Raw genomic sequence first — 14,474 nt, 5'->3', positions numbered from 1 at the left:
GAGTGAACCAATGCTCACTCCGCTTTTCTTTTATCCCCCATTTGTCGCTAACTGATAGGTATCAACTAACTTTCCCTGTTCGAGTTGGATCACGTAAGGGCAGGTTTCATCCAAAAACTCTTTATCATGACTGATCACGGCTAACAGATCGACTTCTTTGGCAACTTCCTGCAGCAGATTTCCGACCTCTTCCATTTGTTTCAGGTCTAATCCGCTAGTCGGTTCATCGAAAAACAACAAGCGTTTACCTGAAAGCAATGCACTGCCGATCGCGACTCGCTGCTTTTCGCCACCGGACAAAGATTGTGGATGTCTTCGCAGTAAATGCTCTAGTTCCAACAAAGTCACGACTTGTTCAAAACGTTCCGGTCTGGCAGCTTTTGCCAACAATTCTTTTTCGACAGATTCAAAAAAAAGCTGCAGGTTCACATCTTGCATAACCAGAAAACTTTCTCGCAATAACTGTTTTTGATTGATTGGTTGACCATGCAGCCAAAATTGAGCTGCTGAACATTTTTTTAAGCCAGCGAACACTTGAAACAATGTCGATTTGCCAGCACCGTTCGGGCCAATCAAACCCACGACTTGTCGCGTAGGCACAACAAGTTTCGCAATATCAAGAGCTGGTTGCTGTTGGCGTCGATAAGTGACTTGGAGATTCGTCGCAATCAGATCAGCTGAGAAACTCGCTCCCTCTGTTTCGTTGATTGCCAACTCGAACTGCGGCTCGTTGATCCGCCTTAATCCGAGATTGTGAATCTGTTGCGGGGTATGAGAAAGCAATGCTTCACTGGTATACTCTGTGACCAAGCGCCCTTCTGCTAGTAATAAGTAACGATCCGCAATCCCCGTCAAGTAGGACAATCGGTGCTCTGCAATGACGATCGTCTTCCCTTGCTCTTTCAAAAGGCGGATCGCTGCGGCAATTTTTTGTAGTGCTTCTTCATCAAGATTACTGGAAGGTTCATCGAACAAAAAGAGATCATGAGAAAGCATCGTTGCACAAGCGATTGCTACTCGCTGCTTTTCGCCACCAGACAGTTCGAAAACACTTGCATCCAACAATTCTGACAAAGAAAATTGTTCTGCCGCTTCTTTGATCCGTTTTCGTATTTCTACTGGCTCTATCCCTGCATTTTCCATTGTAAACGCCAGTTCAGAATAAACATCTGTTGTAAAAAATTGTGTTTTGGGATTTTGAAAAACAACACCGATTTTTCTGGCGTAGGCGGGAAAGTCTTCCGTCGGCAAAGAATCCCCTGCCACTTGAACAGCCCCCGTCATTTCTGCTGGATATAGTTCAGGAATCAAGCCATTGAGAACATTCAACAAGGTTGACTTACCGCTACCGCTTTGGCCGCATAACACGACGACTTCACCAGCAAAAATCTGACAAGAGACATCTTTCAATACCTGCTGGGTGCCCCGTTTAAGAGATAGTTTTTCGATGGTGATCATTCCTTCACATCCTTACAAACAAAAAAATAAGTAGTAACACAGTACCAAACACTACATAATCAGCAAGTTTCAACCGCAGTGTATAAACCGATGTATGAGGATTTTTAGCCGACAGGCCTCTTACTAACGCGGTCGCTGACAATTCTGTGGCAGTATTTTCTGCAGACATCAATAAAGGAATCAAAAAATACTCCACCGTCTGTAGAGGATGTCTTACATAGGACCAGCCGTTCAAAGCAATTCCGCGAAAGCGCATCGCTTGGCGAATACTTTTGACATCTTGCAACAATGTTGGAAAAAATCGAAACAGTACGGCCAACGGTACCAGCAAAAACGAGGGAATGCGGATTTTTTGCAAAGCAGCTAACCATTCACTGATTTTCGTCCCACTCATCGCAAATACGGCTGCCATGATCGTCGGTAACAATCGGCGATACCCTACGGAAAAGAAATCCAGCAGGGTGGTTACTATTGAATTGTTTTGCCCTGCAAAAAAACCTTCTACCAAAGACAATAATAGAAACAGCCCGAAAAACAACAATCCCTTTCGCCAGAAACCGCTAAGTAGAAACAAGATAAACAAAAAGCTGATCACAATCAACTCTTTTGTCCACGTCAATGAAATCATCAATGTGACACTTGCAAAGAATGTCACAAATAATTTGCATCTGGGGTCAAGTGAGAGCCTAGTCACATCGATCTCCCGTTTGTTTGATGCAACGTTGGTTGGAAATGTTTTTGATATAGACGAGCACCGAGGCCTATCCCGACAATCGAAGCAACCAGTACAGCGAGCCCGCAAATCACCAGCATCGCTGTGGAAGTATGAGCAAAGACCCCTGCAATATAGCTTTGGTCTTTTCCACGAGCAACTAGCGAATCAATATACGCATTTTTCATGAACCACAATGGCAAGATGGGACCCATTAAACCAAAGCTGAATACGGTATAACTAATAGTTGTCTTGAGACTTCCTTTCCACTTGCTTTTATACTGAATCGTATCTGCCAGTACTGCACATAAAATATTCGGCATAAAGGCTAGCGGAAAGTGACCTGAAATCAAAAAAAAGAGACCTACCACACTGCCCATGATGGTGATCGCGCCAAACTTTGGTACTTTATTCAACATCAATAGATAAATGACCCCAGAAAAAAGTGCTGTAACGGCTGGAATGAATAAATTATGAAATCCTGGAATAACAAACCGTAAAATCAGCAGACAAAAACTCATCAATAAAAAATAAATAGCTGTATATATCCCGACAGCAATCAGGTCTTGAACTTTTAAATTTTTCATTTCTTATGCTCCTTCTTTCAAGCACCGGTTCTTGGTGCGATTACAAGCATCTAGTATAGCACATTCCCGCGCGAAACAATGGAAATGATGCTTATCTAGTCTAAGACGGTATAATCTGTGCCAAATTCAAGTGCTACCCAGTCACTGGAATCTGTCTTCGTATTAACAGTTAACCCATCCAACAAAATCTTTTCGTTCAATGTATCGCGAATCGTATAGTAGTCAGCGTAAATTTCGTCGCCTGCAGAGACTGGAATATCCGCAACTTGATTGCCATCTTTGTCATAAACTGGTGTAATAACCATGTCTTTCGCTGCAATTTGATAGAGTCCGCTTGGAAGAGTGGCATTGGCTTCCCAAGTGAAATGATTTCCTGCTTTATTGGAGAAACCTTTTCCTTCTTCAACGGTCTTATCTGGTTCAAGCAAAGATTCCATAATGTTCTTCGGTTGAACGACTACATCATAGATTAATGAGCCTAGATCATCACGGTCCGTTTGAGGTACTTGCACAAAGAATGGATCTGCTGGTTTTGCAACGGCAGGAGAGACACCACGGTCATCTTCTAATTCGGTAACTAAATAAATGCCATCTGCCGCATTGCCGCTACCCAAATTCGCTTTGACAGACCCATCTGCTCCTGTCGTTACTGTTTGAGCAGTAAATGTGTTGTCAATCGTATAATCGGTTCCTTCTTTTTGATCTAATGGATTCGTTAAAGCAGCATCACCGATTGCCGTTACCCGTTGTATGCGGAATTTGATCCCTGCTAACGGCTACTTTGTAACTGTATCATCCTTTTCTCCATCGCCACGATCACCCAGTTCAGATAGATCTTTCACTTCATATTTCCAAAGTGTAATGGAACGAGGGCTAGTATTATCTGCAACAGGACCTGTAGTCGCTGCATAGGCAGATAAAGTGCCAACAGCTGGAACCACCAAACTACCTGCTGTGAAAAGAGTTGTTGCAACAACGAACTTTGTAACTAATTTTTTCTTTCGTTTCATTTCTGTACCTTCTTTCATATTTTTTTAAATCTTTCCTAACCTACACATGCCTAAACAACCAATCCAACATTTTCGTTTTACATAAAGATCACTCCTAAAAAAGTGCAAAGATTATCTAAACAGATTATCGGATATTTTCGCTATTAGGAACTGACAAAATCCTTTCAAAAAATAAGTATTTGAGTCTCATTCTTACTTAGTAATCTTTTTAAAAAAGGAGTAATTCTTATCATTTTGCGCCTGGAAATGAATGGATAAAAGCGATTTTTATCTCAGACTTGAGCATTTTTTTAGTAAATAAGGACATTTAACTTCGTTTTTTTCTGAAATATGTGTTAAAAATCACATGATTTGGGATCGAGAAATCTCTTTCACTTATTGACCTGTTTATGAAAAAGACAAAATTCAAAATAAATCAACTTATTTTGTCATATTGCGCATTTTTAACGGTTTCTCTCTATTCGTTGATAGACAAAAAACAAAAAACACCTCATAAATCTCCGTATAAACAAGAGATTTATGAGGCGAGTCAATTAATGAAATAACCCCAATTTGAATTGGATCAATACTGTTAGTTTGTCGTTTTTATTGCGGATGAAAGGAAGCAAGAATCACCAAATAGATCACCGACTGCTTCTTTTCAACAAAAAATCTAATAGATAAGAATTGACAAAACTAAATAGTAATCCAATTACTACTGATTTGAAGCCATAAGTCAAAAATCCTAATATTAATACCATAAAGTTGATATAGCGGATACCCCGAGCAATACTAAAATCAGGCCGCTTTTTGTTGATAGCCATGGCAATCACATCCATCCCAACAGTTGAAGCGTTAGCCGTGATGCAGCAATAGTACCCTACCGCTATGAACAAGCTCGCAAATAAGAAATCAAGCATTAGGTTTACTTGAAAATCAATCTTCATATAATAAAAAAGAGCAAAAAATAAATTATAAAAACACTGCTGATAATGGACTTGAAAAAATTGGCTTTTCCTAAAAATAGCCAACAAAAAACCAGCAGAAGGGTCGTAATACCAGATGTCAAATAAACGATCGGTACATTGGTCACCTTTTCTAAAATCATCGCCATACTAGTGACACCACCATTGATGATCCCATTAGGTTTCATCCATTTCGCATAAGCAAATCCCAACAAACTATTACCCGCGATGATTTTTAGGACTGCCTTTGATTCTTCCAATACTTCATTCCTCGTTACTAGTTTCATTTGATATCCTCCCAGCCTTAACAGGAATCCGATTTCATTGTAGACTACTATACCATTAGTCAAGCGAATTTGGTATTTTGCTTAGCGGAAGAAACAAAAAACCCGCTCATTGAGCGGGTTCAATCGTTGTAGAACAACGTGAGTTTATTTGTTTAAAGCGTCTTTTGCTTGGTCAGCTAATGCAGTAAATGCTGTTGCATCGTTTACAGCCAAGTCAGCTAACATTTTGCGGTTGATGTCGATTTCAGCTAATTTCAAGCCGTGCATCAATTTTGAGTAGCTTAAGCCATTCATACGAGCCGCTGCGTTGATACGAGCGATCCACAATTTGCGGAAGTCGCGTTTCTTTTGACGACAGGACAGCTTATTAAAAATAATTTAATTTAAATATCTTTACTCATTTTAACCAACTTAGGGGTATTCAATGGGATATTCACTCAAAAAAACAAATAGGCATAGGATAAAGTTGATTTTCATTTAGGAATTGAACAGACAGAGATTAAATAACAAGCAACCTTAGATTAATGGATAAATTTTCTCTTATCTTTAGGAATTAAATTGATTAATAAAACTGCTGTAGGATAATGCTTTTGCATATATTCTACAGTCCCTAATACATGTGAATCTTCAGAAGTATACAATTCGTCCTTTAATTGCCCCATATCTATTGCAATACTTCCACTTAGAAAATCAACTGCATCCTTAAATTCTTTATTTTTGTGATAAGTATCATAAAAATCGGCAAGCTGTTTACAAGTAACTGCTTCGTCGATTGTAAGTTCTATTAAAGCTTTCTTAATAGTCATCTTACCTTTCCTTTCATTTTTATTGACAATTAGAATGCTTCCCTCTGAGCTTTTCTACTTAATAATTATGAAAGATTATCAGCCATTAACTCTGCTTGTGTAATCACTAAATCAATGGTTTCTAAATCTGTCTTAAATTTATTTTTTCTCAAAAAACGTTTGATTTCAACTCTCATTCGTGCTTTCTCAGAACTACGTTTTGTCCAATCAATTGTCATATTTTCTTCAATAGTTTTAGCGATACCTATTGCAATATCTTTTAGAACTTGTTCATCTTCATCCGAATTTTTAGAGATAACATCATAAAAGGCTTTTTCTTCAACTGTCAATCCTAATTCTTCGCCTTCTTCTTTCATTGTTTTCATATCTTTTGCCAATTCAATTAACTCACGAATGGCAATTTCAGAAGTAATTCCTCTAGTATTGTATTTATTTATGGATTTTTTCAATAGTTCAGAGTATTTTTCTGCTTGAACAACATTCGTTTTTTGAATAGACTTTATTTTTCCTGCTAATAAATTTTCAAGTAATTGAAGAGCAAGATTCTTTTGAGGCATTTCGTTAATTTCTTCTAAAAACTTATCAGACAAAATAGATAATTCAGCTTTTTCTAATCCTAGAGAATCGTAAATATCTACAATATCTTCGGTTACAACGGACTTAGAAATTAATTGTTTCAGTTCTTCATCGATTTGTTGAGGAGACTTTACTCCATCTACAAAGTTTAATTTAATTAAATATACTTTTACAGCTTTAAAAAAGGCAATTTCAGCATTGTATTGTTGGACTTCTTCCTCTGTCACACACAAAGCATACGCTCGAGTGATTTCCGTTACTAAATCTTTAAATCTCTTAACATCTTCAACATCATCTAATCCTAAAATATAGTTTGCAGCATTTGTAATAACTTGTAATTTTTTTGTATAATCTGTTGAATTGAAATCAGAATAATCAAATTTATCTAAAATCGTATTGGTAATCAAATCATATTTTTCTTTGACTAAATTCACAGCGACTTGGGTATCAATACCTGCTTGTTTTTGGTCATTTGGTGTATATTCTTGTAGAGCATTTTTCAAATTCGGTGCAATCCCAATATAATCGACAATCAATCCACCTGTTTTGTCTTTAAATACACGATTCACACGAGCGATTGCTTGCATTAAATTATGTCCTTGCATTGGTTTATCAATATACATCGTGTTCATAGACGGAACATCAAAACCTGTCAACCACATATCTCGAACAATGACAATTTGAAGTTCATCAGAATCATCTTTCATTCGCTTCGCTAATTTATCACGTCTTGTCTTATTCCCAATAAAAGGTTGCCAATAATCTGGGTCACTACTTGAGCCTGTCATTACAATCTTAATTTTCCCTTTATCATCATCATCAGAATGCCAATCAGGACGAAGTTTAATTATTTCTTGGTATAAATCAATCGCAATTCTTCTAGACATTGTAACAATCATTGATTTCTTGACCCCAGTCGCTAATATTAAAGGGAGGGTTGGCTAAAATATAGTCCGCTCTCAATCCTTTGTGTAAATCATTTTGGAATGTATCAGCATTATGGGTGCCGATATTTCCGTCAATTCCTCTAATTGCAAGATTCATTTTACAAAGTTGCCATGTTGTTGGATTAAATTCTTGTCCATAAACAGAAATATCGCCAATTTTCCCTTGATGATTTTCTACAAATTTTTCTGATTGGATAAACATCCCCCCTGCTCCACAACAAGGGTCATAAATACGCCCTGCATATGGCTCTAACATTTCAACTAATAACGAAACCACTGAACGTGGGGTGTAAAATTCCCCTCCACCTTTTCCTTCCGCATTTGCAAATTTCCCAAGAAAATACTCATAGGTTCTTCCTAAAGTGTCAGTTTTACGGTTTTCTGAATCCCCAACTTTAATGTTAGTAATTAAATCGACTGTTTCTCCTAAACGAGTTTTGTCCAATTGAGGTCTTGAATAATTTTTAGGTAATACATTGTTTAAAGAAGGATTTTCTTTTTCAATAGCTATCATCGCTTCATCAATCGTTTCGCCAATTTTTGGTGTTTTGGCATCGCGGTTGATTTTTTCCCATCTTGCTTCAGCAGGTACCCAAAAAATATTATCAGCCAAATATTCATCTTTATCTTCAGGGTCTGCATACTCATCTTTGGATAGTTCTTCATACTTTTCTTCAAAACTGTCTGAAACATACTTTAAAAATATTAATCCTAAAACGACATTTTTATATTCTGAAGCATCCATACTTCCTCTTAGTTTATCTGCGGCTGCCCACAGTTTATCTTCAATTTTAAGCTCTGCTGAGACCATTAATATTCCTCCTAATTGACATACATACTTTCATATTATAGCAGTTTTCTTACTAATTTTGGACAGCAAAAAAACCTAGTTAAAACAGACTAGGTTTATCAGTTCTAAATTTTTGTGACATGTAGTAATGCAAAGCTATTGCTCTAGAAGTATCTTCTGTATATGTTGAAAAATCATAGTTTTCTTTTAACTCATCCATCAACAATTGTAGTTTTTCATTATGTTGCTTCTGATAATACTTCTTATTCATTAGCTGATGGAAATCTTGTTCTATTTCTCGATAATTTCGTTTTTTAGCCACAGTACACTCACCTTACTTAACAAATAAATTATAGCGTTAAATATCCAAAAACCAACTTTTTAGATTGTATATTGACGCTATTGGTGTTATAGGAATCAAATCCTACCGGTACCGGACCTTATCATATGAACAAACTATAGTCAATAAAATTAAAAAATAATTTGATAGAGAGTAACATTTTGAAAATGACCATTAAAAACTATCACTTTTTGAGTTCATTTTATTTATTTACAACAATACTCTGCTACTTGATTTTCAAAAGTCTTGTTCTCAAACTCGAACTAGCGTTTGAGAGGTGTTTTGCTTACATACATGATAAAGCGGTGGGTCTTTAAATTAATTCTTATTTCTAGGAATAAACGGTAATAATTCTTCAAATTTTTCTAGCTCAAATACCATAGCTTTTTTGTCAGGTATTAAATTTCCTTTAAATTGATACCTCATTTCTTCTTTCCATTGGTCACCCATGAGCGACCTAAGAATATTTCTAATAGCACCATATTGCATCTTGATACTTCCTTTTTGTTGGCTTGCAGGCTTTGAAAACGAAACTGATTTTAAAGAATTCGCTTTACAAGCCTGAATAGCAAACACTTTATTTTCTCTATCTAAAAGTGGTTTTACGTGACTTGTATAACCCAATGCCTCTGCGATTGATTTATCAAACGTCAACGAATTTTTATTGAGAGTCAACAAATAACTACCAGTCGTTTCTACACTAATTACTTCAAAATTATAATCGTCAAAATTTATTTTACTCATTATTGGTGTTCTCCTTTCGATAATACCTCAGCGACTTCCTCTTTTGTCCATTTCGTATCAATCACAATAAATCCCTTGAATACACCTGATTTAATAGTAGAAACAAAAGTTTTAGGTTTTTCAATATTTTTGACAGTTTTCTTTTTAAATCCTTTTCTTGGATTTAGCAATAATTCTTGTGCCAAGTTCCAATCTTCTTCAGAAACAATAGCAGGCAACCCATTTCTTAATAAATATTTTGGTTTCTCACCTCGGTTGACTTTTTTCTTATGAGTAAAACAATCTACAGTGAAAGTCTTTTGCATGATAACTAAGCCAAAATACTTCTCATTTCTTAACACACGATAAATTGATGAAGATTTCCACTTATTGCCTGCTACAGTTGGTATATTCGCTTCATTTAAAAGACTTGCTATATCAACAGCCCGAACTCCTTCAAGAAAATTTTTATAGATGAAACGAACTATTTCAGCTTCTGATTCTTCTATAACAATCTTTCCAAATCTATCCTTAGTAAATCCTAAGAAGTTATGCGTGGGAATTATAGGTAATCCTTTTTTAAATCTTTCAATAATAGACCACGTAATAGCTTCACTCTTCTGTTCACTTTCAGCTTGTGCTACTACACTCAACATCAATAACGATGTTTCACTCGTAGTATCTAAAGTATTTATATTCAAATCTTCAATAAATACTCCCACAGGATTAGATAACGCTTTCAATTCTCTGTAAATCGAAATAAAATCTAATACATTTCGTGAGAAGCGACTGATACTTTTCACAATAATCAAATCAATCTTGTTCAATCGGCAATCATTCAACATACAATTGAATTGTTCTCTTTTTTTTATAGTGGTTCCAGAAGCTCCTCTATCTGCATAAATACCTACAAATTCCCATTCCGGATTTAAAAGTATCTTTTCCGTATATGATTGGATTTGTAATTCGAAACTCCCTGACTGGGTTTCATCATATGTGCTTACTCGGCAATAAGCAGCCACTCTTTTCTTCTGTATCGATAAATCAGAAACTTTTGCTGGAATAATCTCTACTTCAAGCTTATTACTAAACGCTTCTTGTATCTTCTTCTGTTGCTTAGTTAACTTCTGCTCCTCTCTAAAATCATTTTTCTTCACGATTCTCACTCCTAAATTGAAAAACCTTCAATTTAATTATACAAAGATTTTTATCAACTTTCTATAAATAGACAACAATTACCAATCGAATTAAATTAATTCTTTTATGCCTTATGAATAAATCTAAAGAATGAGCCTATTTATTTTGTTTCTTTTAAAAGTTCCTTAATTACATTACTTCCAAGAGTTCTTGTATTCAATTCGTTTCCGTTAATATTCGTTGTGTCCACTCCTATCTGTCGAGCTATCATTCTGAGAACTGGTTTTACTATTTCCACTTCTTCAAAGTATTCAAATAATTTGATAGAACCATTTTCTAGTTTTTGAACAGTAAATTGTTTATATTTAACTTCTATAATAGTTTCATTTTCTGATTTATGTATTTTTGATTTTTTTAGAATTTTACTTTGAGAAATCACCTTGTCTTTCCCACTTTTTGTTGGTATCATAAGCTTTTTCGCCTCTTCAATTACAGCATCATAAATAATTTTAATATTTAACTTTTCGGTATCCACATATACAATTATCACTCTATCAACACTATCTAATGTAGAAGCATTGAAATTAAAATGATGCGTTCCTTTTTCACTAGTGGTTGTTTTAACACTTATACAGTCCCCATTATTAGCAATTACATCATAACCTGGCTGATTTGTTTTTGTAGCCATTTTTCCATTCGTCATTATTGCTGTATAAATTTCACCTATACGTCCTGTAATAAATTTCAATTCTCCGCTATTCGTTCCCCATTTACTTTCTTGCTCAAGCCATTTTAGAAGTTTAGAGAGCGAATGAATCATCTCTTTTTGTGTCAGTGCCATTATACTGCTCCTTAATATTCTTTATTATATCGACTATATTTCTATAATTCATCAAAAGGTATTTTTTGACTTACCTCCATTATAAATTATAAAAGTAATTTTAGAATAGGTACCATTTTATTACTACAAATATAGTGAAAATTTTTCTCGTAAAATTAATCAAAATACACTTAGAAAATGACCTTCAAAAAAGACAGTAAATTCAAGGGTTTTCTACTTGTTGACAATAATACAAACTTACTGTAACATCAACGATATTTCAATGAATTTCTGAAAAAACATCTCTCAGATGCAACGAAGAAATTTTTATGGGTAATTCTACACTTAAAGCTATCTGGGAGGTGTTTTTTATATAAACTATTTATATCTGCTTAAATAATCGTTGATAAATCAACGTTTTAAATAACAAGAAAAAACTTACTTCCTAGCTTTAGGGTCAATTCTATATTACCTAAGCTGTTGGCTTAATTTTCATATCTCTTGTTCAATAAGTATACAAAAAAGACAAGCAGAATAAATCTACTTGCCCAAAAGGAAAGAGAACAGTGGACTAGACTGTTCTCTTAATTTAAAATGACATTTTTATCATTCGCATCTCTAAGAATAACATAACATCCTTTTTCTATAATTGCAAATTTGTAGACCATTTTTTAACCTGCAGGTGTAGGTTTATAATTCAAGCTTGCTTCTGCAGTATCTGTGGCATTCTTGAAAATATCTGCTAATTTAGGTTGTAATGTATCACGGAATAAAATATAAGCGATTAATACAAAAATACCAAAAATTACCACCGCTACGATTACAAAAAGTCCTTGTGAAGCTCCATCTGTCATGAAAAATGACCTCCTTTAATATAAAATTTTATACAAGAATAATGAATATTCATGTTATATTTTTTATAGTATCATCGTCATTTTTAAATTGCAATTTTAACTGTCGCATCAACACTTCACATCTAACTTTACTTATTTATATAAATCCAATTATTTGTTATATTTAATAAAAAAGTAAAGGTATTTTATTCCTTTCAACAAACGTATATTAATCAATTTCTTACAGAAGCTCATCTGATATAAGAAAAGAAAATCACTTTGAGGACATTATGAATATCATACCCACCAAACAAGCATTGCCTCTATTTTCAAACCTATTGAAATTAAAAAGTATTTTCTAAGAGCTGATAGATTGAAATTTCTTCAAATTATAATCGTTCAATTCTCAGTGTCAACAATAACATGATTCAACATTGTCAATTCTTTACTGAAGCTATTGATTTTCAAACAAATCTGCAACCGACTATTTTGAAAGCCTTAGCAAATACTCCTTATCGTAGCCAAACACCAGAATATTTTATCAGCACCAAAATTGTTGCAAACGAATTAAAGAAATTATTCTAAATTGGCTATTCATAATTATGATTTTTTATCTCAAATTTTATGATAAAAACCACTTAAAAAATGACCCTTAAAAAAGCCTTATTTATCAAGGGTTTTATACTTGTTGACAAAAATACAAGATTACTGTAGTATCAACGATTCTTCAATGTATTTTTCCAAAAACACCTCTCAGATGCAACGAAGAAAAAAATGTGGGAAATTACTCACTAACTTTTATCTGAGAGATGTTTTTTAATATATATTTTTCCATAAATCATATTAAATATTGATATATCAACGTTTTAAACTAATTACTAAGATATAAAATTTCTACAAGTAAAATCCCTAGGCAACTTAAATACCAAAATCAATTCTATGCTACTTAAATTGCGTTCTAACCGATTTTATGTTTTTGTGTATAAAATTTATCGCAAACATCTTCAAGAGCTATTAGGAGAAAAAACAGACTATTCAACAGAAATACTATTAATTCAAAGAAATTAAATAATATATTTACATTTATATAAAACTTTAAAAAAAAGACAAATTAAAAGAGCGAATGAAATATATCATTCGCCCTTAGGTATAGTCAATCTATACCGCAATTAGTAATTATATCCTACCATCTAATTCAATATTTGTAAAGCAATTTGTTAGATGTATGTTTCAAGAGAAGATATTTTGAGATTAATATTCGTACCTAATACTCTATCACTCACACTTTGCGGAACTTCTGACTTAAATTTTTCAATATATAATTTATACTTTCTTACTAAACTTTTCAATTCAGTTTTTGAAAATCCAATTTTTTTCAAGTAAAATAAAACAATACCCACATAATCTGTAATAGTTTCACAAGTAAAATCGACATAATGTAACTCGCTAGATAAGTTTCGCAATATATTATTGGAAATACGATTATTACTGAATCTGCAGTCAAAGACGATATTATTGTGAGCTATTGCATTCCTAAGCCCTTTCAAAATATAAATATGTTTGTAAAGTGTAACTGCTTGCCTATCCTGATTATGGTGAACACCTATATTTTCCGATATTTTTCTTCTTTCATCTACAGATAAGCATTGAATGAAGTACCCTAGTGTTCCGAAAGAAATTGCTTCAAAAATAGCCCACAGAGGGATTGGTTCTCCCGAATGTGAAAAATGTTTAATAACTGGGTTATCATTACCATACTCATAATAAATGGTAGATTGAATTTTCTTCCTGAGATTTAGTCTTCTTTTAATTTCTACCTGATACTCATCACTACCTACACGTTTCGTCCGATAATATAACAAATGATTTTCATATACTTTGTCAAATGAGCAGTCTCCTAAAACTACTAGTGTGTCAATTGAGTAGTTCTTTATTGCTGTTTCAATATTCATAATGTATGGATACAATAACGATTTTACATTCATATCAAAATCATAGATTGCTTTAATTTCATTAAAATCATTAATTTGAAATGTATTACTACTTCGTTTATAATATCGATAAGCTTTGTATCCATGATAGTATCCCATTTGTAGTAATTCTTTCTTCGCTTTACTCCCAACAATACGAACATTATGGTTATCTCTAATGTGTTTCATCAATCCATTTGTACTTTTTCCTTTAACCATGTGAAATACCTCCTTATTTCAAAGAATACGAAAAGCATATTACATTGTCAATGAAAAATCCTTTTTATTATCATTAATATAGTTTGATTTGATATATGAGTAAAGAATAATTCTATTCTTTTATTTCTCACTCTAGCAAAATTTCATCTAACCTTCTAGGCAGCAAACTTTCGCTATTTTACTAAACCTATAATTCTCTGTTTAATACGGTGGTAAAACCACCGCCTTATCAATGCTTAAAAGCAAAAATTCAAAAAAATGAAAATAAAGTTGCTCAAAAGTCGCTTTCTTCTAGGGAAATATTTCAGTTCGTTT

At 33.9% G+C, this 14,474-nt stretch carries 13 protein-coding genes and 3 pseudogenes; all 16 read right to left on the bottom strand.

Going from position 1 to position 14,474, the window contains the following annotated elements; translation table 11 throughout:
• Positions 1-30 precede the first annotated feature (30 nt).
• On the bottom strand, positions 31-1,458 hold the full coding sequence (locus EGX73_RS07690) for an ABC transporter ATP-binding protein (protein ID WP_005472705.1): 1,428 nt from the start codon (positions 1,456-1,458) through the stop codon (positions 31-33).
• Between the two features lie 4 nt (positions 1,459-1,462).
• Entirely contained in the window at positions 1,463-2,086 is a 624-nt protein-coding gene (locus tag EGX73_RS07685) for an energy-coupling factor transporter transmembrane component T (RefSeq protein WP_228081207.1), read from the bottom strand.
• 62 nt (positions 2,087-2,148) lie between these two features.
• On the bottom strand, positions 2,149-2,757 hold the full coding sequence (locus tag EGX73_RS07680) for an MptD family putative ECF transporter S component (protein WP_003128664.1): 609 nt from the start codon (positions 2,755-2,757) through the stop codon (positions 2,149-2,151).
• 95 nt (positions 2,758-2,852) lie between these two features.
• A complete protein-coding gene (locus EGX73_RS15920; protein WP_231130347.1) occupies positions 2,853-3,491 on the bottom strand; it encodes a pilin N-terminal domain-containing protein in 639 nt (212 codons plus the stop codon).
• Positions 3,492-3,533: 42 nt separating this feature from the next.
• On the bottom strand, positions 3,534-3,767 hold the full coding sequence (locus tag EGX73_RS16210; protein ID WP_123866860.1) for a hypothetical protein: 234 nt from the start codon (positions 3,765-3,767) through the stop codon (positions 3,534-3,536).
• Positions 3,768-4,390: 623 nt separating this feature from the next.
• Positions 4,391-4,899: pseudogene (locus EGX73_RS07665) on the bottom strand (YitT family protein).
• 243 nt (positions 4,900-5,142) lie between these two features.
• Positions 5,143-5,352: pseudogene (gene rplT, locus EGX73_RS07655) on the bottom strand (50S ribosomal protein L20); the annotation flags it as partial.
• 167 nt (positions 5,353-5,519) lie between these two features.
• Positions 5,520-5,804, bottom strand: a complete 285-nt coding sequence (locus tag EGX73_RS07650) for a hypothetical protein (protein WP_123866859.1) — start codon at positions 5,802-5,804, stop codon at positions 5,520-5,522.
• A 65-nt stretch (positions 5,805-5,869) separates the two neighbouring features.
• A complete protein-coding gene (locus EGX73_RS07645; protein ID WP_253764201.1) occupies positions 5,870-7,279 on the bottom strand; it encodes a type I restriction enzyme endonuclease domain-containing protein in 1,410 nt (469 codons plus the stop codon).
• Positions 7,280-7,283: 4 nt separating this feature from the next.
• Positions 7,284-8,138 (bottom strand): annotated as a pseudogene (locus EGX73_RS07640) (N-6 DNA methylase); the annotation flags it as partial.
• A gap of 79 nt (positions 8,139-8,217) precedes the next feature.
• Positions 8,218-8,439 carry a hypothetical protein gene (locus EGX73_RS07635; RefSeq protein WP_096741724.1) on the bottom strand — a complete coding sequence of 74 codons (222 nt, stop codon included), beginning with the start codon at positions 8,437-8,439 and terminating at the stop codon, positions 8,218-8,220.
• Positions 8,440-8,775: 336 nt separating this feature from the next.
• Entirely contained in the window at positions 8,776-9,201 is a 426-nt protein-coding gene (locus tag EGX73_RS07630) for a hypothetical protein (protein ID WP_123866858.1), read from the bottom strand.
• Positions 9,201-10,340: a recombinase family protein gene (locus tag EGX73_RS07625; RefSeq protein ID WP_172956423.1), complete on the bottom strand. Its 1,140-nt coding sequence runs from the start codon at positions 10,338-10,340 to the stop codon at positions 9,201-9,203. Before EGX73_RS07625 ends, EGX73_RS07630 begins: the two co-directional genes overlap by 1 nt.
• 137 nt (positions 10,341-10,477) lie before the next feature.
• Complete coding sequence (locus EGX73_RS07620) at positions 10,478-11,158, bottom strand: hypothetical protein (protein ID WP_123866856.1); 681 nt, start codon at positions 11,156-11,158, stop codon at positions 10,478-10,480.
• A gap of 650 nt (positions 11,159-11,808) precedes the next feature.
• Positions 11,809-11,991 carry a hypothetical protein gene (locus tag EGX73_RS07610; RefSeq protein WP_115240399.1) on the bottom strand — a complete coding sequence of 61 codons (183 nt, stop codon included), beginning with the start codon at positions 11,989-11,991 and terminating at the stop codon, positions 11,809-11,811.
• Positions 11,992-13,187: 1,196 nt separating this feature from the next.
• Positions 13,188-14,159 carry an Abi family protein gene (locus tag EGX73_RS07600; protein ID WP_096741727.1) on the bottom strand — a complete coding sequence of 324 codons (972 nt, stop codon included), beginning with the start codon at positions 14,157-14,159 and terminating at the stop codon, positions 13,188-13,190.
• Positions 14,160-14,474: the final 315 nt, after the last annotated feature.

It is taken from the genome of Enterococcus sp. FDAARGOS_553 (genome assembly GCF_003812305.1).
GTDB classification, from domain to species: domain Bacteria; phylum Bacillota; class Bacilli; order Lactobacillales; family Enterococcaceae; genus Enterococcus_D; species Enterococcus_D gallinarum.
Note: the sequence above shows the minus strand (reverse complement) of the source record. Positions and strands in the feature narration are given on the sequence as shown.

Bases quoted from the DNA above. Each gene is read 5' to 3' on its own strand.
- EGX73_RS07630 (WP_123866858.1), bottom strand. From the start codon at position 9,201: ATGAGTAAAATAAATTTTGACGATTATAATTTTGAAGTAATTAGTGTA.
- EGX73_RS07620 (WP_123866856.1), bottom strand. From the start codon at position 11,158: ATGGCACTGACACAAAAAGAGATGATTCATTCGCTCTCTAAACTTCTA.
- EGX73_RS07690 (WP_005472705.1), bottom strand. From the start codon at position 1,458: ATGATCACCATCGAAAAACTATCTCTTAAACGGGGCACCCAGCAGGTA.
- EGX73_RS07685 (WP_228081207.1), bottom strand. From the start codon at position 2,086: ATGATTTCATTGACGTGGACAAAAGAGTTGATTGTGATCAGCTTTTTG.
- EGX73_RS07680 (WP_003128664.1), bottom strand. From the start codon at position 2,757: ATGAAAAATTTAAAAGTTCAAGACCTGATTGCTGTCGGGATATATACA.
- EGX73_RS07610 (WP_115240399.1), bottom strand. From the start codon at position 11,991: ATGACAGATGGAGCTTCACAAGGACTTTTTGTAATCGTAGCGGTGGTA.
- EGX73_RS07650 (WP_123866859.1), bottom strand. From the start codon at position 5,804: ATGACTATTAAGAAAGCTTTAATAGAACTTACAATCGACGAAGCAGTT.
- EGX73_RS07645 (WP_253764201.1), bottom strand. From the start codon at position 7,279: ATGATTGTTACAATGTCTAGAAGAATTGCGATTGATTTATACCAAGAA.
- EGX73_RS07600 (WP_096741727.1), bottom strand. From the start codon at position 14,159: ATGGTTAAAGGAAAAAGTACAAATGGATTGATGAAACACATTAGAGAT.
- EGX73_RS16210 (WP_123866860.1), bottom strand. From the start codon at position 3,767: ATGAAACGAAAGAAAAAATTAGTTACAAAGTTCGTTGTTGCAACAACT.